Annotated in this window: 22 protein-coding genes; 13 read left to right on the forward strand and 9 right to left on the reverse strand. The window is 36.1% G+C overall.

The genetic code is table 11. The features are described 5' to 3' along the window. Window positions 1-163: 163 nt before the first annotated feature. From ACM6F9_RS09910 to rplI, 6 genes are all read left to right on the forward strand, one after another. On the forward strand, window positions 164-1,597 hold the full coding sequence (locus tag ACM6F9_RS09910; protein WP_414845558.1) for a serine hydrolase: 1,434 nt from the start codon (window positions 164-166) through the stop codon (window positions 1,595-1,597). A gap of 260 nt (window positions 1,598-1,857) precedes the next feature. Beyond that, complete coding sequence (locus ACM6F9_RS09915) at window positions 1,858-2,466, forward strand: hypothetical protein (RefSeq protein ID WP_414845559.1); 609 nt, start codon at window positions 1,858-1,860, stop codon at window positions 2,464-2,466. Window positions 2,467-2,508: 42 nt separating this feature from the next. Next, a complete protein-coding gene (locus tag ACM6F9_RS09920; protein WP_414845560.1) occupies window positions 2,509-3,861 on the forward strand; it encodes a chloride channel protein in 1,353 nt (450 codons plus the stop codon). Window positions 3,862-4,006: 145 nt separating this feature from the next. Further along, window positions 4,007-4,348, forward strand: coding sequence for a 30S ribosomal protein S6 (gene rpsF / locus ACM6F9_RS09925; protein WP_105701385.1), 342 nt, complete (start codon window positions 4,007-4,009; stop codon window positions 4,346-4,348). Window positions 4,349-4,380: 32 nt separating this feature from the next. Next, window positions 4,381-4,683, forward strand: a complete 303-nt coding sequence (gene rpsR, locus ACM6F9_RS09930; RefSeq protein ID WP_034706728.1) for a 30S ribosomal protein S18 — start codon at window positions 4,381-4,383, stop codon at window positions 4,681-4,683. Window positions 4,684-4,793: 110 nt separating this feature from the next. After that, window positions 4,794-5,297, forward strand: a complete 504-nt coding sequence (gene rplI, locus ACM6F9_RS09935) for a 50S ribosomal protein L9 (protein ID WP_105701384.1) — start codon at window positions 4,794-4,796, stop codon at window positions 5,295-5,297. A 249-nt stretch (window positions 5,298-5,546) separates the two neighbouring features. On the opposite strand, the gene ACM6F9_RS09940 is transcribed toward rplI, so the two are convergent. Continuing rightward, complete coding sequence (locus ACM6F9_RS09940) at window positions 5,547-6,350, reverse strand: helix-turn-helix domain-containing protein (protein ID WP_414845561.1); 804 nt, start codon at window positions 6,348-6,350, stop codon at window positions 5,547-5,549. Between the two features lie 136 nt (window positions 6,351-6,486). Here ACM6F9_RS09940 and ACM6F9_RS09945 point away from each other — a divergent pair, with 136 nt between their 5' ends. The 4 genes from ACM6F9_RS09945 to ACM6F9_RS09960 all read left to right on the forward strand — a co-directional run bounded on the left by ACM6F9_RS09945 (window position 6,487) and on the right by ACM6F9_RS09960 (window position 12,193). Then, on the forward strand, window positions 6,487-7,821 hold the full coding sequence (locus tag ACM6F9_RS09945; RefSeq protein ID WP_414845562.1) for a TolC family protein: 1,335 nt from the start codon (window positions 6,487-6,489) through the stop codon (window positions 7,819-7,821). Window positions 7,822-7,826: 5 nt separating this feature from the next. Beyond that, window positions 7,827-8,873, forward strand: coding sequence for an HlyD family secretion protein (locus ACM6F9_RS09950; protein WP_414845563.1), 1,047 nt, complete (start codon window positions 7,827-7,829; stop codon window positions 8,871-8,873). A gap of 295 nt (window positions 8,874-9,168) precedes the next feature. Then, window positions 9,169-10,731, forward strand: coding sequence for an MFS transporter (locus tag ACM6F9_RS09955; RefSeq protein ID WP_414845564.1), 1,563 nt, complete (start codon window positions 9,169-9,171; stop codon window positions 10,729-10,731). A gap of 100 nt (window positions 10,732-10,831) precedes the next feature. Beyond that, the gene (locus tag ACM6F9_RS09960) at window positions 10,832-12,193 is read left to right on the forward strand and encodes an aldehyde dehydrogenase (protein ID WP_414845565.1); all 1,362 of its coding nucleotides are present in this window, start codon (window positions 10,832-10,834) and stop codon (window positions 12,191-12,193) included. Between the two features lie 71 nt (window positions 12,194-12,264). Here ACM6F9_RS09960 and ACM6F9_RS09965 read toward each other — a convergent pair whose 3' ends face one another. Then, entirely contained in the window at window positions 12,265-12,837 is a 573-nt protein-coding gene (locus tag ACM6F9_RS09965; protein WP_414845566.1) for a thioredoxin family protein, read from the reverse strand. Between the two features lie 80 nt (window positions 12,838-12,917). On the opposite strand from ACM6F9_RS09965, the gene ACM6F9_RS09970 reads away from it, so the two are divergent. The 3 genes from ACM6F9_RS09970 (at window position 12,918) to ACM6F9_RS09980 (ending at window position 15,546) form a co-directional block, all read left to right on the forward strand. After that, window positions 12,918-13,802 carry a lysophospholipid acyltransferase family protein gene (locus ACM6F9_RS09970; RefSeq protein ID WP_414845567.1) on the forward strand — a complete coding sequence of 295 codons (885 nt, stop codon included), beginning with the start codon at window positions 12,918-12,920 and terminating at the stop codon, window positions 13,800-13,802. A gap of 6 nt (window positions 13,803-13,808) precedes the next feature. Beyond that, window positions 13,809-14,786, forward strand: a complete 978-nt coding sequence (locus ACM6F9_RS09975; protein ID WP_414845568.1) for a glycosyltransferase family 2 protein — start codon at window positions 13,809-13,811, stop codon at window positions 14,784-14,786. Window positions 14,787-14,991: 205 nt separating this feature from the next. Further along, window positions 14,992-15,546, forward strand: a complete 555-nt coding sequence (locus ACM6F9_RS09980; RefSeq protein ID WP_414845569.1) for a 3'-5' exonuclease — start codon at window positions 14,992-14,994, stop codon at window positions 15,544-15,546. A 33-nt stretch (window positions 15,547-15,579) separates the two neighbouring features. Here the strand turns inward: ACM6F9_RS09980 and apaG are convergent, their stop codons facing one another. The 7 genes from apaG to ACM6F9_RS10015 form a co-directional block, all read right to left on the reverse strand. Further along, on the reverse strand, window positions 15,580-15,969 hold the full coding sequence (apaG, locus tag ACM6F9_RS09985; RefSeq protein ID WP_065398091.1) for a Co2+/Mg2+ efflux protein ApaG: 390 nt from the start codon (window positions 15,967-15,969) through the stop codon (window positions 15,580-15,582). Between the two features lie 82 nt (window positions 15,970-16,051). Then, window positions 16,052-17,305: a 2-oxoglutarate dehydrogenase complex dihydrolipoyllysine-residue succinyltransferase gene (gene odhB, locus ACM6F9_RS09990; RefSeq protein ID WP_414845570.1), complete on the reverse strand. Its 1,254-nt coding sequence runs from the start codon at window positions 17,303-17,305 to the stop codon at window positions 16,052-16,054. Window positions 17,306-17,344: 39 nt separating this feature from the next. Next, window positions 17,345-20,158, reverse strand: a complete 2,814-nt coding sequence (locus tag ACM6F9_RS09995) for a 2-oxoglutarate dehydrogenase E1 component (protein WP_414845571.1) — start codon at window positions 20,156-20,158, stop codon at window positions 17,345-17,347. Window positions 20,159-20,283: 125 nt separating this feature from the next. Then, the gene (locus ACM6F9_RS10000) at window positions 20,284-21,324 is read right to left on the reverse strand and encodes an SRPBCC domain-containing protein (protein WP_414845572.1); all 1,041 of its coding nucleotides are present in this window, start codon (window positions 21,322-21,324) and stop codon (window positions 20,284-20,286) included. 239 nt (window positions 21,325-21,563) lie between these two features. After that, on the reverse strand, window positions 21,564-22,832 hold the full coding sequence (locus tag ACM6F9_RS10005) for a glucose-1-phosphate adenylyltransferase (protein ID WP_414845573.1): 1,269 nt from the start codon (window positions 22,830-22,832) through the stop codon (window positions 21,564-21,566). Between the two features lie 17 nt (window positions 22,833-22,849). Then, a complete protein-coding gene (locus ACM6F9_RS10010; RefSeq protein WP_414845574.1) occupies window positions 22,850-23,386 on the reverse strand; it encodes a hypothetical protein in 537 nt (178 codons plus the stop codon). Window positions 23,387-23,388: 2 nt separating this feature from the next. Beyond that, the gene (locus ACM6F9_RS10015; RefSeq protein WP_414845575.1) at window positions 23,389-24,795 is read right to left on the reverse strand and encodes a glycogen synthase; all 1,407 of its coding nucleotides are present in this window, start codon (window positions 24,793-24,795) and stop codon (window positions 23,389-23,391) included. Window positions 24,796-24,797 lie beyond the last annotated feature (2 nt).

The following is a 24,797-nucleotide window of genomic DNA, read 5'->3' on the forward strand; positions in this document are numbered from 1 at the left end:
AGCAATAAGTAATTTTGTTGATTTTAAATACTAAACCTTCGAATTTTTTCGGAGGTTTTTTTGTTGGAACCCATAGCTTTTATACAAAAATTCAACAGACCATGTAACAGAGCTGGCAGCTCAATTGTCTTATCTAAAAAACATAACCCTGAATCATCAACAAATGAAACATATCCTTCTCGCAGCATTTGCATTACAAATTTTCACAACGGCTTTTTCGCAGCAAAACAACCAGTCTAAAATGATTGACAGCTATGTAAAAGAAGCCATGAAAAACAATAAAATCCCTGGTTTAGCTCTCGGAATTATAAAAGATGGCAAAGTAATTTTTGAGCAATATTACGGTACAGAAAACCTTGAAGATCTTAAAAAAGTGAGTTCAACCTCAATGTTCAGAATCTACTCTACTTCAAAATTAGCTGCCAATGTTGGTATTTTTCAACTGATCGAACAGGGAAAGTTATCTTTAGAGGACAACGTCTCCAAATATGTTGAAAATTTTCCCAAAGAATGGCAGGACGTAAAAGTTAGAAACCTATTGACACATTCTTCCGGAATTCCAAATTTTATCGCTTTTGAGGATATTCCAGTGAGTGATTCCAATGCAAAGGTGATTGAACGTCTTTCCAAAGAAAAAATGGAATTCAAAACGGGAAATGAATTCAGGTATAATCAAACGAATTACATGCTCCTTACCATGATTATCGAAAAGATTACTGGACAGTCTTTTGATAATTTTATCATTAACAATCAATTTTCAGACACAAAAAATCAAGTCTATTTCTCATCAAATTCACTTGAACAGATTCCCAACAGAGTTCAGAAATACAACTTCAACAATGAAACAAAACAATACGAGAAAACGCCATTTGATAACGGTGTAAGATCCCATTCCGGAAATGGATTAGCCATTACCCTTCCTGCTTTTTTACAATGGAGCAGCCATCTCAGTAACAATGATTTTTTGAATCAAAAGACAAAAGAAATGATGTGGAAACCGTTTGAGTATGGAAACAAAAAAGATGTTTTTGCTTATGGATGGGAGATCAGTAAAGCGAATGAGATTAAGTCTTATGGTTTTTCCGGCGGAAACGTTAGTGCTTACAGGATTTTTCCACAAAATAACATGGCCATTATTATGATGTCCAACGGGTATAATTTTTTCCCAGCACAGTATCATATTGTTAATCATGTTGCAGCCATCATTGATAAAAACCTGACCGATGTTTATTCTATCTCTGAGGAATCTATTATTGCCGGGTTTGCCCAAAATAACAATCCAAACGCAGAAAAAAACTACTATGCTATTAAGGCGAAAAATCCAAAGTGGGATTTTGACGGGACGTTGAATAATATTGGTTATATTTTAATGGGAAATTCAAGAATTGAAGAAGCAATTAAAGTTTTTGAACTCAATGCAAAGGAACATCCACAATCCGGAAACGCTTTCGATAGCCTGGGAGAGGGATATTTCAATGCTAAAAACTATCCGTTAGCGCTAAAAAATTATAAAAAATCTCTTGAGCTAAACCCTCAAAACACCAATGGTTCTAGTATGATTAAGAAAATAGAAGATCTTATGGCTCAGAAAAATTAATTAAAATTTATATCCATTTAATACATATGATCCTGACGAAAGTCGGGATTTTTTATTTGATTTAAACTTCTTTTATTTTACTAAAAACTGACAATATTTGATTTTTAATATTAAAAATAATTCAAACAAAATTGACATTTAATGATATATCAATAATCAAAATCAATTCATTTCATATTATAACGACTTCCTTGGCAGTTTAAGTTATTAGTATTAATTTTAAAACAAACTATTTACTCTAATCCAACTTAAATTAAGATATGACAACCAAGCTTTTTGATTTTTCGAATGAAGAAGAGAAATTAATTTCTGAAGTGTACGATAAGCTTTTTGAAATGTATGATATTTCTGTAATTGATATTGAAAACTCTCCTTATAACCAGTTCAAATCGGAGCAAGATAATCTGTCTCCATTATTTACACCTAAAATTTGTTATTTTGTAACAGATAAGAATAAGGCCCATTCTTTTTATCTTTTTATTGTCAATAAAGGGGGAACTACTTTCAGAGGAGCACGTGCTGACAAGCAACTTGATACGCTGCAGATTTGGGGATTAAAAAAAACCGACAATGATTTTGGATTCATTTCCGTCAATAAAAAAAGCCTCGCTGATAAAGTAGCTGGAATTTTCAGTCATTTTAACATTAATTTTAAGGACGATAAGGATTTTAAAGATTTTTATGTGATTGGAAATGATCCGTACAAAACCATGTCATTTTTAGATAACAGAAGAAAAGACGTAATAAAGTTCTTTCCTGATGAAGATTTTAAACTTGTAGTCAAAAACGATATTATAAGTTTCGGTTTACCCAAGGAACTTACCGTTGAAAATGCTGAGATGGTTTCAAAATTTCTGAAAGAAATATAAATTCTGCAAAATTCACGTATTTTTACACCTCTAAATTACCAAATGCTGAAAATTTTCGCCCTCATCAAAAAATCCCTCAAAAATTCCTTCGATAATATCCGGAATGAACAGTTGAAGCATAACCTTCTTCAGGCCATTCCTTTTTGGATAGGATCTGTTATTACAGGTTTTTTTGCTGTTATGTATGCGCAGGTCTTTGCCTGGGGTGAACATCTGATGAATTTTATTTTTGACTGGCATGCATGGATGATTTTCATTATTGCTCCTATTGGATTTGTCCTTTCTTGGTGGTTGGTGAAAGAATTTGCTCCCAATGCTAAAGGAAGTGGTATTCCACAGGTGATGGCAGCTGTAGAATTGGCCAACCCTAAAGAGCATCGGAAAATCCGAAATCTTTTAAGTATTAAAATCATTTTCTTTAAAATCCTATCCTCTGTTATTCTGGTCATCGGAGGAGGTGCAGTAGGACGTGAAGGCCCTACGATTCAAATTGCAGGCTCTGTTTTTAGAAAAGTGAATGAATATCTTCCTGAATGGTGGCCGAAGATCTCTAAGAAAAACATGATTATGACTGGAGCCGCAGCAGGTCTTGCAGCAGCATTTAATACGCCGCTTGGAGGAATTGTTTTTGCGGTGGAAGAGTTGTCTAAAACCCACATTAATTATTTTAAAACAGCTTTGTTTACGGCGGTAATAATTGCGGGTCTTACAGCACAAACGCTGGCAGGATCTTATTTATATCTGGGATATCCGAAGACTAATGATGTTTCTTTAATGGTGATGTTTCCAATCATTCTCGTTGGGGCAACGGCTGGAATTCTGGCCAGTCAGCTTTCAGTTATCATGCTTAAACTCAACAGCTGGAAGAAGAAAAAACTGAAAACAGATAAAGCTAATGTCGTTTTCCTGATTATTTGTGCTTTAATTATTGCTTCAATCGCCTATTTCATCAACAGAGAAATTCTGGGTTCAGGAAAAGAAATCATGGAGCGTGTTCTATTTACCAAAGATAAACACGAAGACTGGTATGTTCCAATTCTAAGGATGCTGGGCCCTGCCCTTTCTTTCACTTCAGGAGGTGCTGGTGGAATTTTTGCTCCGGCTCTTACTGCAGGGGCAAGTATTGGCTCTGTTATTTCAGGAATTATTCATTTAACCCCCAACGAAACCAATGTAGTGATTCTGGCCGGAATGGTTGCTTTTCTTACCGGAATTACAAGAGCCCCATTTACTTCAGCCATTATTGTTCTTGAAATGACGGATAGACATTCATTAATATTCCATCTTATGCTTGCCGGAATGGTATCTTCTATTGCTTCCATCCTTGTAAGCAGACATTCTTTGTATGATGTTTTGAAGGTGAATTTTTTGACGGAATTAAGAGAGAAAGATTAATTCTAAGATGTTTCAACTTAAAAATTTTAAGCAGCAGTTACTAAACAAGAAGATATTTCTGCTCATTTTCCTTCAATACTCTTGTATATAAGAAATATATTTTCTACTTTTGCACCTCGAAATAATTAACAAATTTTTTAACATTATGAACAATTACGAAACTGTTTTCATTTTAACTCCCGTTCTATCTGAGGCACAGGTAGAGGAAGCAGTGAACAAGTATGTAGATCTTATCAAAGAAAAGAACTGCGAAATCGTTGCTAAAGAAAATTGGGGATTGAAAAAGTTAGCTTACCCTATCCAATTGAAAAAGAATGGGTTCTATACTTTAATCGAATTTAAAGGAGAAGGTACTGTAGTAGCTGATTTAGAATTAGCATTTAAGCGTGACGAAAGAGTAATCCGTTACCTTACTACAAAACTTGACAAGCATGCTATTGAGTACGCTGTAACAAGAAGAGCTAAAGTAAAAGCAGCTAAAGCTTAATTATTAACCCTATTTTTTAAAAAAGACAAGACATGGCAATAGATGAAATGGCTAAACAAGCCTCAGCAGGAGGAGAATCAGAAGTAAAATTCCTTACTCCGCTTGATATCAATACAAAATCTGAAAAGAAATATTGTAGATTCAAAAAATACGGAATTAAGCACGTTGACTACAAAGATGCTGATTTCTTATTACAATTTGTAAACGAGCAAGGTAAAATCTTACCAAGAAGATACACTGGAACTTCTTTAAAATACCAAAGAAAAGTTTCTGCTGCTATCAAAAGAGCAAGACACCTTTCTTTACTACCTTACGTAGCTGACTTATTGAAATAAGACAAAAAATAAATAAAAGAAGAGGTCTCCCTCTTCTTTTGTTGCTGAATAAATAATTAATTCTAACTTGATTTTAGATCACTCTAAAATCCCAAAAAAGGACAACAACAATGGATATCATCCTAAAACAAGACGTAGAAAACTTAGGACTTGAGTTTGATACAGTAAGCGTAAAGCCAGGTTATGCTAGAAACTTTTTACTTCCTCAAGGAATTGCACTTTTAGCTACACCTAAAAACAAAGCAGCTCTAGAAGCTACTTTAGAAGCTAGAAAAGAAGAAGAAGCTAAATTAATCGCTGCTGCTAACGCTGTAGTTGAGCAATTGAAGAAAACTTCTATCACTATTCCTGCAAAAGTAGGTTCTGGTGACAAATTATTCGGATCTATCAACAATGCAGATCTTTCTGCTGCTCTTGCTAAAGCTGGAGTTTCTGTAGAGAAGAAATACATCAAAATCCCAGGGAACACTATTAAGAGAACTGGTAAAGTAACAGCTAACATCAGATTACACAGAAACGTTGAGTACAATTTCGAATTCGATATCGTATCTGACGCTCCAGTTGTAGCTGCTCCTGCTGCTAAGAAAGAAGAAGTTAAATCTGAAGAAGCTTAATAAGCGACTGAGATTTTCTCACAATACAGACCACTTCAATTTATTTGAGGTGGTTTTTTTATTGAGCTACCCCGTCTTTTTGCGTTGCAAAAATCCAGCCCTTCATGGAAGAGGAATGCAGGAAATCTTAGCTATTATTACTTGTTAAATGAACTTTTCTCAGCCTTATTTGGTTCAGAAGCAAAGTATGTTAGTAGAGAATCATGTCCAGCTTATAAAATTCGTTATCACGTAACACACCCCCTCTCATCACTTATCTCCTCTTAATTTCCGCTGATATTCCGTAGGAGCAATGCCAATTATCTTTTTAAAAATATTGCTGAAAGACGACAGACTGTTGTACCCTACCATCATTGCTATTTCGTACATATTGTATTTATCTTCCAGCATCAGTTCAAGGGAACGTGTAATTCTTAATGCTCTTAGAAAACGAACATAATTCATGCCCAAAATCTCTTTAAATTTCCTTGAGAGGGTTCTTGTACTCATTCCAAATTCTTTTGCCGTAGATTCGATAGTAAGAGGCTTTTCAAGGTTAGCATGGATGTATCGTGCAATCTTTAATAAGGTTTCATCTTTAGGAAAAGGATGCTGTATTGGAAACGCAAGATGTTTATATTCTTTCTCTTGTAAAACACCTTTCAGCGCTTTGAGAAAAAAATATTTAGTGGTATCATTTTTTGTGATTTTCCCATCCCATTCTTTAGTGTACAAAATCATCTCTCTGAGTAAATCATTAACAGAATAAATGTTGATTTCATCAAAGAAGCCATTTTCACCTTCTTCTTTTTTAAAATAAAAATTATATAAATCCACTTTTGGACTGGTAGAAAAAATATAATGAGGTGTCCCGGCAGGAATCCACATAAAACATCTCGCAGGAAGATACCAATGCTTCTGATCAGTAAAGACATGTACAATACCGCCTTCTGCATATACCAATTGTGCAGAACCGTGATAATGAATCTCTGTAGTTACATTTCCGGTAAGGACATGATAAACGTAAAATTCTGTATCATCTTCTTCTACTTCTTTGAAATGGCTGTTGTTCATCCCATAAAGGTAAGAAGAATTTTCAAATTGGCGTAAATGAGCAAATATTTTTCTGTTTTCACAAATAGAGTCTGCAGCTCCTCATCGTAACTTTGCTGCATCAAAATCATTTTAGCAAAAATCCTTTAATTAATTTATGAATATCATATTGAACGCAGGCCAATATCTGTGCATTGCGTTGTGCTTATTATTGAGCAACTTTTTACATTCACAGATGATAGACTACCAGCATCTAGGCTTACAACAAGCTGTAGAGATTGGTCTGAAAAACAACAAAAACATACAGATAAGTCATCTGAAACAGGAAATGTCCGTTACCAAAGAGAAAGACCTCAAAATGGAAAAACTTCCGGATATTGAATTTCACACAAGCTACAATCAGGTTACGAACCTGTTTCAGCATCAGAATGGTGTATTCAACAAAGCTACCAAGTATGATGTGATCAATGGGATGTATGATTTTACATTATCTGCTTCCATTCCTGTTTACATGGGCGGAAAAATCAAAAATACAGAAAAGAAAGCGGCCATTGATACTGAAATTTCGGCTTTAAAAACGCATCTGGATGAGAGACAACTTAAAATGACCATCATTACAGCTTTCCTACAGATTCACCATTTAAAAGAACAACAGAGTCTTATCAATGATAAAATGAAAGAAGATTCTGTCAATATTAAGCAGGTAAAAGCTCTTAAAGCCAATGGTGTTGTGACCGTAAACGAAGTTTTAAGAACATCATTACAGCTTTCCAATCATAAAATGAGCTGGACGGAACTTGATAATGATATTCAGATTGCAGAGCATAAACTGAAAACGATTCTTTCGCTTCCGGAAAATCAGGAAATGCATGTGGATACAGAAGATCTTATTTCGGACAATGCTTCGATTCCTTATTTGGATGAACTGACAGAAACAGCTTTAAACAAAAATGAATCTGTTGAAATCACTCATAAAAACCTTTCATTAAAGGAACTGGATCAAAAGATTACCAAAGCGAATTATTTACCCAAAATTACCGCTGGCGGAGAATATTTTTTAAAATATCCGAATATGATGTTCTTTCCTCCCGAACCTTATGCTTACCGTCTGGGAATGGTGGGTTTGAACCTTACTTATCCTATCGAAAACCTGTACAAAAATAAGTACAAAATGCAGGAAGCACGGGAAAATATTGGCATGGCTAAGCTTCAGATAGAGGAAAACGAGGAAAATGTAAGACATAATGTGTATGAAGCTTATAAAAAGTTTGAAGAGACAGACCAGAAGGTGAAAATTGCTGAAGAGGCGATTAATCAGGCTAAGGAAAACTACCGTATCGTAAGAACAAAATATGCCAATAAACTAAGCCTTATTACTGAACTGATCGACGCTGACAATACTTATCTGGAAGCAGAATCTAATCTTATTTCCGTAAAAATCAACAGACAACTTAAATATTACCAACTCCAATATACGATTGGAAACTTATAAAAACTATGGCACAAAAACAATTGACACAAAAGGAAAAAAGAATCAACAAGTCCATTACTCTACTGGCCTGGATCCTGATCATTAGTGGAATCACGGGAATGGTCAGCTTTTATCTTTTTTCGAGAAAAAATGTTACGACAAATGATGCGCAGATTGAGCAATACATAACGCCTGTATCCAGCAAGGTTTCAGGGTTTATCAAATCGATACAATTTAACGAAAATCAGTTTGTGCATAAAGGAGATACTTTAATCATCATAGACAACAGAGAGTTTGTGAATCAGGTACATATGGCAGAAGCTAATCTTCATGCCAATACCGCAACCATCAGCACAATTGAAAGCGGTGTCAGTACCAAAGAAAGCGATACCAAGATCATTGATGCTAAAATTGCTTCCGCAAAAATTGATATCTGGAGAACAGAACAGGATTATAAAAGATATAAAAACCTTTTGTCAGAAGATGCGGCTACAGAACAGGAATTTGAGAATGTAAAAGCTTCTTATGAACAGTCAAAAGCCAATCTTTTAGCATTGGAACAGCAGAAAAATGCAGTAAGAGCCGGAGCCAGTGAGCAGCAGACTAAAGTAGCTCCTGTAAAAAGCCAGATTCAACAGAGCTCTGCCAGTCTTAACAATGCCAAATTATATCTTTCCTATACGGTCATTACAGCTCCTTATGATGGATGGGTAGGAAAAAAGACCATTCAGGAAGGACAGTTGATTAAAGAAGGTCAGGCTCTGGTACAAATCGTCAGCAAAGAGAAATGGATCATCGCCAATTACAAGGAGACACAGCTTGGACAGATTGATCAGAGCAAGGAAGTCATTATTACCGCAGATGCTTATCCTGATGTGGAATTTAAAGGAAAAATACTTTCTGTTTCACCTGCTTCAGGATCTCAGTTTTCATTAGTAAAGCCAGATAATGCAACCGGAAACTTTGTGAAAATTGAGCAGAGATTTCCTGTGAAAATTATTCTGGATAACAATAAAGACAACGAAAAACTACTTTCCGGGATGAATGTTCTGGTGAGTGCGAAGAAGATATGAGTTTGAGGGTTGGAGGGTTTTAGAGTTTTAGAGTTTTAGAGTTTTAGAGTTTTAGAGTTTTAGAGTTTTAGAGTTTTAGAGTTTTAGAGTTTTAGAGTTTTAGAGTTTTAGAGTGCGAAATTAACTTCTGATCAACCTATCTCAAATTTTACGAATAAATTATTTTTTTAGCGAAAAGACAAACTGCAAAATAGCGAATGTGCCAATTTTTTCTTAAGCATTTTTGCCATTTTACCTTTTACTTATTTACACCTTTGCCCTTTGTCTTTTCGCATTTTTGTTCTTCATAAAAATTATGCATCATAACACAGTTTATCATAAATGGGTACCACAATGGCTGAAACTGCCACTTCTTATACTGGCTTTGTTTCCCCACCTGATGTTGTTGTCGCTTTTACATTCAAACAGCGCCTTCACATCTTCTTTCATGGATGTAGATTCAGATGACATCCAGTATTTAATGATTTTGATGTACGGGACATTTGTGGTTACCCTTTTAGTTTTACAACGGTTTATGGCCTATTTCAGTGTCAAGTATTATGTATTACTGATGGCTTCCATTTCTGTGATCATTCTTTACGTTTTATCAGTCACTCATGATTATCATGTTATATTGGTGATCCGTTTTTTAGAAGGAATTTTCGGGTTACTGGAAGGCGCTATTTTCCTTCCTCTGATTATTGCAGAATTAAAAACAAAGCACGCCAAAGTTCTGGCTTACCTTTTCATGTATACCATCATGCTTACCGGAGGAACCATTACCACTTCCCTTCTTAAATCAAGCATTGAAGATTACGATTTTCAGCATATGATTCTGATGATGGCCTATTTTCATGTGTTCGTATTGATTATTGGGATTGCCTTGTTCAACAGAAACAGATTCTTTCCTAAAAAACCTTTGTATCAATTGGATATTACCAGCTGGTTTTTACTTTGGGTATGTCTGCAGGCTGGCGGTTATGCTATTATTTATGGAAAAAGACTGATGTGGTTCGAATCTGACACCATTATCATATGCCTTTTTATTTTCCTTCTTTCGGGAGGTTTATTTATGCTTAAACAAAGAAATTCTAAGAGACCTTTATTTCATTTTGAAGTTTTCAGCTCAAAAAATGTAATTGTGGGGATGATTCTGTTTTTCATTTTCTATTTGATCCGTTCCGGACTGAATAATGTGTACAGCATCATGGCTACCGTATGGAAATGGCCGTGGGATTATATTGTAAACATTCAATACTGGAATGTAGCAGGAACTCTTTTGGGTATATTATTATCGGGAATCTGTCTGGTTCGCGGAGTATCTTCAAGAATTGTTTTCTTCACAGGATTTCTTTTACTGGCCATAGATTGTGCGTGGTTTACCTATACTTTTTATCCTGATACTACTCTTTCCACGATCTGTCCGCCTTTATTTCTGCAGGGAGTCGCTCAGGGATTATTATTTACACCGCTTGTTTTCTTTTTGATTTCAGGAACACCGGAAGAATACGTAGCTAATGCTACAGCGATGGGAACAACAACCCGTTTCTGGACGACCGCTATCGGGTATGCCCTGATGCAGAATCTGATGTTATTTTTAACATTAAAACATTCTGATACACTCAGCGCTAATCTTACAGATACCAATCCTGTCTTTTACAGTCAATGGAGTCAAATTTTCGGGGCTAATATTTCGAAATTATCAGTGAATGATTCTCTATCCATGACAGCAGGAGCCTTTAAAGCTAAAATAACAGCTCAGTCTATTCTCCTTTCCAATATGGAAATTTTCACAGGATTATTCTGGCTGGCACTTGTTACCGCAATTGGTCTGCTGCTTTACCATCCTGTAAAAATAGCAGTGAGGAATATTATGTAAAGGAAAGAAGCTTCCCTTAAAAATTTTTGGCCGATTTATTGTTCGTATTTTTAGACCGCAATATTGCGAAGATGACTACGTTTAACACAAAAGCCAACTCATGGAAATTGAAAGTATTTTACAGAAACAAAGAGATTTTTTCACAACACAGCAAACCAAAAGCCTTGCTTACCGGAAAATGTATCTTGAAAAGCTTAAAAGCCTTATTATTTCTAATGAGAATATGCTGTGTGAGGCCATTAACAAGGATTTTGGCAAGTCAAAATTTGATACTTTCACCACAGAATTATCTTTTATTCTGAATGATATCAATTATTACATCAAAAATCTAAATTCTCTTTCAAAGCCTAAAAAAGTAAGCACCAATCTTGTCAATCAGCTGGGAAGCAGTAGAATTTATGCTGATCCATTGGGTTGTATATTGGTCATCGGAGCCTGGAATTATCCTTATCAGTTATCCCTTTCTCCCATTATTGCTGCAATGGCTGCCGGAAACTGCTGCATTCTTAAGCCCAGTGAAATTGCTGAAAACACAATGAAAGCTATGGCATCCATCATCAATGAAAACTTTCCGCCAGAGTATCTGTATGTATACGAAGGTGGAATTGAAGAAACGACTGCTCTTTTGCAATTAAAATTTGACAAAATATTCTTTACGGGAAGTACAAAAGTCGGAAAAATTGTATACAAAGCAGCTGCGGAACATCTTACCCCAGTAACGCTTGAATTAGGCGGAAAATCTCCAGCTATTGTTACAAAAAATGCCAATCTCGATATCGCAGCTAAAAGAATTGTTTGGGGGAAATTCCTTAATGCAGGACAAACCTGTGTAGCTCCCGATTATCTTTTGGTAGAAGAAACCATTCAGGAGCAGTTTCTGGAAATACTCAGAAAATATATCAAAGAATTCAAATACAGCCAGGATTCCGAACAATACACAAGAATTATCAACCAAAGGAATTTTCAACGTCTGATTTCTTTGATTGATCAGGAAAAAATTTATTCCGGAGGTCACATTGACGAACAAAAACTCTACATAGAACCTACGATTCTGAACCATATAAACTGGAATGACGAAATCATGCAGGAAGAAATTTTCGGTCCTCTCCTGCCAGTGATCAGCTTTCAAAACTATAACGCTGCACTCAATTCTATTTTAGAACTCGAAAAGCCACTGGCAGCTTATCTTTTCACAAACAATTCCGAAGAGAAAGAAAACTTTACGAGGAAATTATCATTCGGGGGAGGCTGCATCAATGATACGGTGATGCATTTAAGCAATGATAATCTTCCGTTTGGAGGAGTAGGAAGTTCAGGAATAGGAAATTATCATGGTAAATATGGTTTTGAAACCTTCTCCCATCAAAAAGCAGTTCTGGAAAAAGCAACCTGGGGTGAACCGAATATCAAATATCCCCCTTATTCAGAAAAAAAATTAAGCTGGATTAAAAAGTTATTATAATTTCTACAGGTTATTATTTTACCCATCAGACAATAAAAAAACTGCTTCATTGCTGAAGCAGTTTTTTTATTTTATCCTTTTTTAGGAGCCCACGTCGTAAAGAATTCCTTTACTTTATCTTTACTGTAGCCTTTTCCTTCTTCCAACACATCGCTCTGCTGAACTTTGATCATTTTTCCGTCTTTATCTAAGATAATAAACACCGGATATCCAAATTTCTCACCCGGATTACCATATTGGGCAAAAACTTTTTCATTCTTATTCTCCGGAGAATAGTTCAAGTGATAATAAACATAATTCTTATCTGCCAATTCCTTCAATTCTGGAGTAGTCTGCACATAATTATTAAAACGAAGACACCAGATACACCAGTTTCCACCAGCCTGGATCATCACATTTTTGCCTTCTTTCTTAGCCTGAGCGACCAATTTATTAATATCAGCCTGCGCATCAGCTTTTGGATCATATGGCTTTGGAAGCTTAGCTTTTTCTTCAGCTGCTTTTTTCTTTGCCTCTAACTCTTTCTGCTCTGTAGGCACTATAAGAGCTGTTTTTTGTTTCCCTTGATCAGGTGAATTCTTTACATCTTGCGAAAAAGCAAAAGCATTTAATCCCAGGAAAGCGAATATTATCAATTTTTTCATAACATAAAAGTAAAAAAATAATATATATCCCTCAGCAAAAATAGAACCATAATTTTATTATCACTAAATTTGCCTGTTTTATGAATTTTCTAATCAAAATATTAACTCTGATCTCTAAGCTTCCGCTTAAAATATTATATATTTTTTCGGACGTCATCTTTTTCCTCAATTATTATATTGTAGGATACAGGAAAGAGGTTATCACTCAAAACCTTAGAAAGTCTTTTCCCGAAAAATCTGAAGAGGAAATAAAAGAAATCCGGAAGAAATTCTATCTTAATTTTTCCGATTATCTGGTGGAAACGATTAAATCTTTTACCATTTCGGAGACAGAATCCCGAGTGAGGATGCAGCATATCAACCAGCATTTATTCCACGAAGCTAAGGCTGAAGGTAAAAATATTATTCTTTTGGCAGGACATGTTTTCAACTGGGAATGGATCAATGCACTGGCAAAAATCATCCCTCAAGCTCATTGTCACCCTGTTTACAGAAAGGTAAACAGTGATTTTTGGGAGAATCAAATGAAGAAGGTCCGAAACAAATTCGGAAACGAAGCATTGGAAGCCAATGAAGTCATCCTCAATATTTTCAGGTCTAAAAACAACGGAGATTCTGCTTATATGTTTGTTGCAGATCAAACGCCTCACCATGCTCATGTCACTTATGGTTTGGAATTTCTGAATCAAAGAACACCTGCTTTCATCGGATATGATAAATTGGCCACAAGGATGGATCTAGTTTTTATCTATTGCGAGATGAAAAAGGTGAAACGCGGTTATTATCAGGTTAATTATCACAGAATATACCCGGATGGGGAAAAATTTACGGAGAATGAAGTGGTGAGAAAATTCCATAAATTATTGGAAAATACCTTACACAAATATCCTGACAACTATCTTTGGTCACACAGAAAGTGGAAATATCAGGATTCCATCAAGAATTTTGATGCAGAAAAAAAATAGATTGACATGCAGAAAAAACTGGCAGTTGCCATCTTAAACTGGAACGGAAGAAATTGGCTTGAAAAATTTCTTCCGGATGTGGTTCAATTTTCTCAGAATGCCGATATTTATGTGATAGACAATCTTTCTACGGATGATTCCGTTGAGTTTCTACAAAAGAGTTTCCCCACAGTCCATATTATCAAAAATGATAAAAACTATGGTTTTGCAGGCGGTTATAATGAAGGATTGAAATCTATTCCCAATGAATATTACTGTCTTCTGAACTCCGATGTAGAAGTTACAAAGAACTGGACAGAACCTGTATTGGAATTGTTGGAAAAAAAACCGTCAGTTTCAGCAGTACAGCCTAAAATTTTATCTTATCATAATAAAAGTCATTTCGAGTTCGCCGGTGCTGCCGGTGGTTTGATAGACAACCTTGGATATCCTTATTGCAGAGGAAGAATTTTTGATGATCTGGAAGAAGATAAAGGCCAGTATAATGATGAAACAGAGATTTTCTGGGCTTCAGGATGCTGTTTTTTTATCCGTTCAAAAGACTTTTGGGAACAGAATGGGTTTGATGCAAGGTTTTTTGCCCACCAGGAAGAAATTGACCTTTGCTGGAGACTCATTAATTCCGGGAAACAAATTTATTATACAGGAAGAGCCCAGGTATATCATGTAGGCGGTGGAACCCTCAATAAACAGAGTGCACAAAAGACGTATTTAAACATCAGGAATAATCTTTCCATGATGCTTAAAAATCTTCCTTTTCCACAACTGATCTGGTTGATCTTTTTCAGATTATGCCTGGATGGTGTTGCCGGGATTTACTTTGGCTTAAAACATGGTTTTCCACATTTATGGGCTGTAGTAAGAGCTCATTTTGGATTTTATGCCCAGCTTCCCGGAACATGGAAACTTCGTCAGAAACATCAGAAGAGCCTGTTTTATCAATCAAAATGGTTGATATTTAAGCATTTTTTAGGAGGAAAGTGATAGGTGGCAGATGATAGGTTATAGGTGGCAGGTAATAGGGATTACGGAAAATTACAACTTTCTTTACTTATCATGAACTAAGATTCATTAGAGTAAAAATTTATAACTTCAACTAACCTTAAACTCTAAACCTTGAACATTAAACTCTAAACCAGAGAATTAGTAACCAGCAACAATCAACCCGACAACTTATAATAAAAAAACAATGGATTTCTGTGCAATAGATTTTGAAACGGCCACTCACGAGAAAAGTTCAGCTTGTGAGATGGGAATCTGTGTGGTGCAGGATTCTAAAATTGTTGAGACAAAGACCTGGCTGATTAAGCCTCCTAGTTTTCCTTACTTCAGTAAATTCAATATTGCTGTGCATGGAATCCATCCTGAAGATGTGAAAGATGCACCTACTTTTGATGAGATATGGTATGAAGCTCAGGATATGATGTATGGAAGCCTTATGATTGCTCATAATGCAGGATTTGATGCTTCTGTTCTAAGAGGATGCCTGGAACATTACGGAATGTTCACTCCAAAACTAAACTATTTGTGCAGTATTCAGCTTGCTAAGAAATCATGGAATTACCTTCCGAAATACGGATTGAAACCATTGGCTGAATATCACAAAATTGATTTCACCCACCACAGAGCGGGTGCAGATGCTGAAGTGTGTGCAAAGATATCTCTGCTGGCTTTTGAGAAACTGTTTCTCACCAGCAATGATGAAGTAAACGATTATATGAAAGCGAAAATCAAAAAGCTTTAATAAGACCCCGGGTTCTTAATCTGCTCTTTATCATTAATTACTCAACACTTCAGACAACAGATTGAATTTCGGGATATCAATCTCAAATGTTTCTTGTGTTTCGAGGTTTTTAACCAGGTATTTTCCGCTCATATTTCCTACTCCGGAACGAAGCATTACATTGGAGAAGTAAGCGAAATTTTCACCTGTTCCTATTTCAGGAGTTAAGCCGATAACGCCATCACCTATAATCTCTGTGTATCCGAATCCGACATCGAAGATCAACCATTTTCTTTTTAATACTTTGATAGGAAAGCTTCCGTCATTTTCTATCGTGATATTGTATTTAAAAACGTAACGGTTTTCGGATGGATAACTGTTTTTACTATCATATTCAGGTATAACTGAAACTTTGATATTGGAAGTCATTTTTGAAAACATCATTGTAGCATTTTCTTAATAAATACAAAAATCTCGCCTTTTTTATAAGGCGAGACAATATATTTACATTATAATTTCATTAAAACTATAATCCAAGGCCTTTTCTTTCGTCACCTCCTAATAATATTTCAACCGGATTGTCGATACCTTCTTTTACCGCAACAAGGAATCCTACAGATTCTTTACCGTCGATAATTCTGTGGTCATAAGACATTGCCACGTACATCATTGGTCTGATTACTACCTGTCCGTCAACAGCTACTGGTCTCTGGATGATGTTGTGCATTCCTAAGATTGCAGACTGTGGAGGGTTGATAATTGGTGTAGACATCATAGATCCAAAAGTACCACCGTTTGTAATCGTGAAAGTACCACCAGTCATTTCATCAACAGTAATTTTACCGTCTCTTACTTTGATAGCAAGATCTTTGATATTAGCTTCTACGCTAGCAAAAGACATATTTTCAGCGTTTCTCAATACCGGAACCATTAATCCTTTAGGACCTGAAACGGCAATTGAAATATCACAGAAGTCATAGTTTACTTTGAAGTCACCATCGATAGATGCATTTACATCCGGATACATTTGTAATGCTCTGGTAACTGCTTTTGTAAAGAAAGACATGAAACCAATTCCTACTCCATGCTTTTGAGCGAATTCTTCTTTATATTGTTTTCTTAATCTGAAGATTTCAGACATATCTACTTCGTTGAAAGTCGTCAACATGGCCGTTTCATTCTTTACAGAAACTAGTCTTTGAGCGATTTTTCTTCTTAAAACTGAAAGTTTAGTTGTAGTAGTCGTTCTAGCACCTGTAGCTGTCATAGGGCTTCCTCCTAATGCAGGAACTGCCGCTAATTCAGCATCAGTTTTAGTGATTCTTCCGTCTCTTCCTGTTCCTGAAACCTGAGCAGCATCCATTCCTTTTTCATCAAGGATTTTCTTAGCAGCCGGAGATGGAGCTCCTGTTGCATAAGTTTGTGGAGCAGCTACCGGAGCAGCTTGTTTTGGAGCTTCTTGTTTAGCAGGTTCAGCAGCTTTCGGAGCTTCTTCCTGTTTTGGAGCTTCAGCAGCAGGTGCAGCACCTTCTGGTTTTTTAGCATCCATATCAATTAAACAAACTACCTGACCTACCTGTACTACATCACCTTCTTCTGCCTTTAAAGTGATAATACCACTTTGTTCTGCCGGCAATTCAAGAGTTGCTTTATCTGAATCCACTTCGGCGATAGGTTGATCTTTTTCTACATAATCACCATCTTTTACAAGCCAAGTTGCAATTTCAACTTCTGTAATTGATTCGCCCGGTGAAGGAACTTTCATTTCTAAAACTGACATATCGAGTATTTTTTATTTTTTAATTGGATATTATTTAAATTAAGCTGTAACGGGTCTTTTTGCAGGAGCATCATCTCTGTCAAAAACTCTGTTGATCACTGCATTTTGGTTTTTCTCAAACATTTTGTGGCTACCTGGAGCTGGTGCACCGCTTGGTACCGGAGCTACTACCTGGATTCCTGTATCTCTGAAGTTTCTCAGGATATAAGACCAAGCTCCCATGTTTTCAGGTTCTTCCTGAGCCCAAACCAATTGTTTTTTGTTTTCGTATTTGTTGAAGATCGCTTCAATAGCATCTGCCTGAAGTGGATATAACTGCTCGAATCTTACTAGTGCAATATTTTCACAGTTCAGTTCTTCTTTCTTCGCTAATAATTCGAAGTACAGTTTACCTGAACAAAGAACTACTTTTTCTACTTTTTTAGGATCTGCAGTAGGATCGTCCAAGATTGGCTGGAATGTACCGTTTGCAAAATCTTCAATTGGAGAAACCACTTTAGGATGTCTCAACAAAGATTTAGGGCTCATTACGATCAATGGTTTTCTGAAGCCCCATTTCAACTGTCTTCTCAATAAGTGGAAGTAGTTGGCAGGTGAAGTAATATTGGCTACTACCATGTTTTCATTAGCACAAAGAGTAAGGAATCTCTCCAGTCTTGCCGAAGAGTGCTCTGCTCCCTGTCCTTCTGAACCGTGAGGCAATAACATTACCAATCCGTTCTGGATTTTCCATTTTTCTTCTGCAGCAGCAAGGTACTGGTCAACGATGATCTGAGCACCGTTCACGAAATCTCCAAACTGAGCTTCCCAGATGGTTAATGTATTAGGAGATGCCATTGCATATCCGTAATCAAAACCTAGAACACCATATTCTGAAAGGTGAGAGTTGAATACATCAAATCTGCTTTCTGATACGTGTCTTAACGGGATATATTCTTCTTCTGTATCTTCTGTTTTTACTACAGCATGTCTGTGAGAGAAAGTACCTCTTTCTACATCTTCTCCAGAGATTCTTACGTTGTGACCTTCTACAAGAAGTGTAGCATATGCTAACCACTCTCCTAACGCCCAGTCTAATGAGTTTCCTTCAATAGCTTTGATACGGTTTTCGAAAAGTCTTGTAATTTTATTGATGAACTTTTTATCAACAGGAAGTGTTGACATTTTAAGTGCTAATTCTTTAAGCTTCGCTGCATCATATTTTGTATCTACAGGCAACTGAACTGCTCCTCTCTTTCCAATTGGATAGTTGGTCCAGTCTTCAGCCATGAACAGATCCATTACATTTTTCTCAATCTCTTTAGATGCATCAAAATCTTTGTCTAGAAGAGCTTTGAATTCCGTTTCCATTTTAGCAATTACGTCGTTTGAAGTAACGCTGTCTTTAAGCAATTTATCTTTATAAATTTCTCTTGGATTCGGGTGTTTTGAAATGGTTTTATATAGGTTAGGCTGAGTAAATCTTGGCTCATCACCTTCATTGTGACCATATTTTCTGTATCCTAAAAGGTCGATATAAACGTCTTTTCCAAATTTTGCTCTGAAATCAGCAGCAAAATGGATGGCATGAACAACTGCTTCAGCATCGTCAGCATTTACGTGCATTACAGGAGATTCTGTAACTTTTGCAATGTCTGTACAGTATGTTGAAGATCTTGCATCCATATAGTTGGTTGTAAATGACACCTGGTTATTTACAACGATATGAACAGTACCTCCAGTTTTGTATCCTTCCAACGTCATCATCTGAGCCACTTCGTAAGCAATACCTTGTCCGGCAATAGCTCCATCACCATGGATGATGATTGGCAATACTTTAGAGTAATCTTTATATTTGTCATCTACTTTTGCACGGCAGATACCTTCTACAAGGGCAGCAACTGTTTCAAGGTGAGACGGGTTTGGCGTAAGGTTGATACAAACTTCTTCTCCAGAAGCTGTTTTGATCTTTTTAGATGATCCTAAGTGATATTTAACGTCACCAGAGAATACGTCTTCTTCGAATTCTTTTCCTTCAAATTCTGAGAAGATCTGCTTGTAAGATTTTCCGAAAATGTTAGTCAATACATTAAGTCTACCTCTGTGAGCCATCCCTAATACCACTTCATCTACTCCTAACTGAGAAGATCTTGAGATCAACTGGTCTAAAGCAGGGATTAATGTTTCACCACCTTCTAATGAGAATCTTTTTTGTCCTACAAATTTTGTGTGAAGGTAATTTTCAAAAGCAACTGCCTGGTTTAATTTTAATAAGATTTCTGTTTTTTCGTTTGCAGAAAGACTTGGATGGTTTTCATTTACCTGAAGCCATCTTTTGATGAAATCTTTTTCTTCAACATTGTTGATGTATGTATATTCTACTCCGATAGAATCACAGTAGATGCTTTCAAGGTGCTTGATCAAATCTGCCAAAGTAGCAGGTTCTTTCATTCCTGTTTCAACTGCACAGTTGAATTTTGTATTTAAATCTTCTTTAGAAAGACCGAAGTTCTCAATGTCTAAAGTAGGGGTATAATGTCTTCTTTCTCTAACCGGGTTAGTTTTCGTGAAAAGGTGTCCTCTTGTTCTGTAAGCCTCAATAAGGTTTACTACTTTAAATTCTTTCTTGATGTGCTCAGGAACTTCTCCGTTTGATACTGCCTGAGAAATCTGTTGTACTGCCGGGGCAGCGCTGGCCGAAGCCTGAATAAACTGGATGTTATCGTCGTCTCCATAGTTCTCCAAAGCAAAATCGAAGCCTTGAAAGAAAGCTTTCCATGATGGTTCTAGAGAGTCTGGGAATTTTAAGTACTGTTGGTATAAATCCTCAATTAACTGAGAATGAGCTGCGTTTAGGAATGAAAATCTGTCCATTATTACAGTTTATCTATTTATTAAAATTTATTTGTAGAATTAATCTTCAAATTTAATAAAAAAAACCGAGTTAGAACAGTCTGAAACCGTTAAAAAAACTTAAGAAAAAAATAATTAAAAAAAAATTACTTATACACTGATAATGAGAGCTTAACATTCACTTCCTGTCCATCCATCGGACGTTCAATAAAGGTCTGACGGATATCTCCGAAGCGCATCTCGTCTTTTTTGGCTTTCTGAATCAGTTGTTGAATTGCCCGAATTCGGCCCTCATAATTCCCTTTGTAGTACATTACATAATTTTGAGAGGGATTTACGGATCTAAAATTGAAATTATTATCAGACACCCCAATTTTCTTAGAAAGCGGAATTCCGAGGAAATAAGAAACCTCTTTGTCTTTGTAATTATCTGCGTCCGTAATCAGGATTGGATATCCGAATTCATCATCTCTTTTACCAAGATCCATCGTCACGAAATTATAGACTTTGTTATAATTCATCACGATATTTTTGTAAAGCGCATCTTTTTTATTCGATGTACTTACATTGATCCCCAGCAACAGTTTGTCTTCTTCATTTTCTACCATCAGACTGTCGTATTTAATGGCGGCCATCTGGTTGTCTTTTTCTACTTTATTTCCTAAAGAGTTTTTAAGATTTGCCATACTTTTGTTGATGTTTTCGGCAAAACGGTCTTCCGTCCAGAAGTTTCCTACTCTTTTCCAGACAGATAATTTCGGGGTATGTACGTACCAGATGATTTTTGTTTTTTCTGCGGAAACAGGTTTAAACTTAACATCAACCAAAGTTGGGTTTTCATTTTCATCCTCAAAAAGCTGGTATTTCAGGGTTTTATTAAGATTTTCATACCTAATGAACATTTCTCCATCGGTATCATTTTTAGGATCTACATAACTGATGGCACTTCCCTGTCCTTCATAAGGTGTATAATAATCAATATCTATAGATTGTGAACTGGTAAAAAAATTATTCCACCTTGTAAAATTTTGAAGATTATTAAACTGGGAAAAAACTTTATCTACCGGATAATCAATCTCTTTTTCAATGGTGAAATTTTTACTTTCGTCCACAAAATAGTACATGGAAGCAGCATAAGCTCCTCCCAACAAAACAACGATAAAAGTTAATATCTTAAAAATACGCATCGCACAAAAATAATACAAATAAAAAGAGTGAACAATATGCTGATCACTCTGATTGTATGTTTAACAATAATTAACCTAGTTAAAGGCTGGAAGCGGGGTGAGGGAAGCTGGAGGTTTCCATTGGAAAGATAATCACGTGCTGTCTTACGATAAAAACATTCAGAAGGATTGAATAAAACTAAATTCAATCGAGGTAATATCTTTGATTATTTTCTGGCCTTTCTCTTACTTCCTCCTCTTCATCCGATATGTGTTCCCAGAGCAATTACTGCTCCTTTCTTCACCACAACAATTCCATCCTGAACGGAATAAGTTCCATAATCACCATCAGGAATATGTTTACCACCGATGATCTTTACATTATCACCAATGTAACAATTTTTATCAAGAATTGCTTTTTCTATATAACAGTATTTCCCGATTCCCATATTAGGACGGCCGCCTCTGTCATTCATGACAATTTCTGTAGTATTTTGGTAGAAATCAGCTCCCATTACGTAAGAATTCACGATGGTACTTCCTTTATCAATTCTTGTTCTGTTCCCTATCACGGAATTTTCAATTTTATCTGCCATAATGATACATCCATCTCCAAAAACAGCTTTACTTACATAGGAACCGTTAATTTTTGATGGCGGAAGCATCCTTGCTCTGGTGTAGATAGGTGAAGAAGAGAAAAGATTAAATTGTGGAAGATCCAGACAAAGATCAAGATTGGCTTCGTAGAAAGATTCTATGGTTCCAATATCTGTCCAATAGCCTTCATACTGATAGCTCAGGGTCTTGTATTTTCCAATAGAGCTTGGAATGATATCTTTTCCGAAATCATCGCCGGCTCCTTCTTCAAACATCTTTTTAAGGATATTCTTGGTAAAAATATAGATTCCCATAGAAGCAAGGAATTCTTTTCCTGTATGTTTGTTGGCTTCTGAAACTTCCGATTTCATTCCTTCCAACAAGTCATAATCCGGCTTTTCATAGAAAGAAGTGATATTTCCTTCATCATCCGATTTTAAAATTCCAAAACCTGTGGCATCTTTTGCATTTACCGGAATGGTAGCGATGGTAAGATCTCCTCCGTTTTCAATATGAAAATCAAGCATTTCTCTGAAATCCATCTGATACAACTGATCTCCTGAAAGAATAAGAATATAGTCATAATCATATTTTTCAAGGTGCTTCATAGATTGACGTACCGCATCTGCAGTACCCTGATACCAACTGTCATTTTCTACATTCTGCTCTGCTGCCAGAATATCGACAAAGCCTTTGCTGAAAATATCAAAGTGGTAAGAGTTCTTAATGTGTGAATTGAGAGAAGCGGAATTAAACTGTGTTAAAACCAGAATTTTATTCAGTCCTGAATTCAGGCAGTTTGAAATAGGAATATCTACCAGTCTGTATTTTCCTGCAATAGGGACAGCCGGTTTTGATCTGGAATACGTTAACGGGAATAGTCTTGTCCCTCTGCCTCCTCCTAAAACAATGGAGATTACATTTCGATTCATAAATATCTTGCGTTTTTTTATTTTATTAAGTTTACTGTTCGGTTCTTAGTGTTTACTGCTACTTTAAAGCATTCTTTATTTTCGTATTTCAGATTTAGATTAACTATTGCCACTTCGTATTCTCCCTGATCATTAAGTTCTCTGACCTGTTTATCCACATCATCAATAGGAATATTGTGGTCTCTCAATTTGCTTCTGAATAATTTGTTTACAATCAAAACATCCATTACATCAGCACTTTTTAAGGCAAAATCTTCTATATCCCGATTATATTTTTCTTCCCATCCTTTACCATATTTTTTTGTAATGGCAGCCGTGGTTTTCTTATTAGCTCTAATTATTTTTCTTTCTGTTTCATAATCTACCATACATCCTCCGACATCTACTCTTTTTATTTTCCACTTTTCAGAAATACCGCTGGTTGCTTCTTCCCCATACCTGTCTTTAAGGCCATAACCATATAACCAGAAATAACCATTCCGAAGTCCATTATCTTCTTTTTTACAAGAAGAGATTATAATTATTATTAATAGAAAGGAAAAAAGCTTTCTCATATTTAGCTATTATATAAAGCTATGTATTTTTCTGCAGATTTCTCCCATGCAAAATCAAAATTCATGTTGGCATGGATAAGTTCTTCCATTACACCTTTTTGATTATAAATTGCCATTGCCCTGTTCATCGCATGTACAACATCATCTACTCCCGGATAAGTAAAATTAAGTCCTGCTCCACCGGTTGAAATATCTTCTACGGTATCTCTAAGACCCCCTGTATATCTTACCACAGGAACGGTTCCATATCTCATGGAATACATTTGATTCAGTCCACAAGGCTCTACTCTGGAAGGCATCAGAAGAAAATCTGCTGAGGCATATATCTTATGGGAAAGATGTTCTTTATATCCCAGATCTAAAGCAAAATTGGTATACGTATAGTCGTATTCTTTTAGTTTATTTTCAATATAAGTATTTCCTGAGCCGAGAATCATGATATTTAAAGCTCCATAGCTTTGCTTAATACTCCTCCATACTACATCCGGTAATAGATCAGCTCCTTTTTCCGTCGCGAACCTTCCAATAAAGGCAAATAAAGGAAGTTCGGGTTTCAAACCATATTCCTTGCAGAGTTTTTCTTTATTTTTCTTCTTTTGAGCGACTGCATTTTTACTGTTAAAATTAAAATCCAGCATTGGATCAGTTTCAGGGTTCCAGACTTCGGTATCAATACCGTTGATGATTCCATAGGCTTTCCCGAATTCCTGACGAACCAGGCTTTCCAGTCCGCGGAAGCTTATGAAAAGTTCTTCAAGATATCCTCCGGAAACGGTAGTAAAAGCATTGGCACATTTGATCATACTTGCCAGAGGATTCATGAATCCGTTCCAATCCATCAGTCCCCATTGATAAGCATTAAAAGAAGGCATATAATTTGCCATATTCCAGCTCATCATTCCCTGATATTCCCCGTTGTGGATTGTTCCTATTGTTTTCACTCCTTTTAAGAATCCGAATTCTGAACAGTTTTCTACCATAAAAGGAACCAGGCCGGTATGATAATCATGACAATGCAGTACATCAGGCCGGATTTCCATAGCGCACAGCCAATGCAGCACTCCATGCTGAAAAGCTATAAACTGGAAGCTCTCATCCTGATATCCATAAGGATTTTCCCTGTCTAGTAATCCTGGAATTTTAACCATATACAGCTCAAATCCCAGAACATTTGTTTTTTCTTTCAACACCTGAACCTGCAGCATATTATCTCCCTGATGAATAAACCCATCAAAAACCAGATCAAATTCATGATCATAGACAAAGGTTTTATTATACCATGGCATTACCACCTTAGCATCTATTCCTTTTATTTTATTCTGATATTTCGGAAGTGCTCCTACTACATCTGCCAGACCACCTACTTTTGCTACAGGATAACATTCTGTACTTAAATGATAAATAACCATTC

The sequence above is a fragment of the Chryseobacterium sp. IT-36CA2 genome (assembly GCF_949767875.1).
In the GTDB taxonomy this organism is placed as follows: domain Bacteria; phylum Bacteroidota; class Bacteroidia; order Flavobacteriales; family Weeksellaceae; genus Chryseobacterium.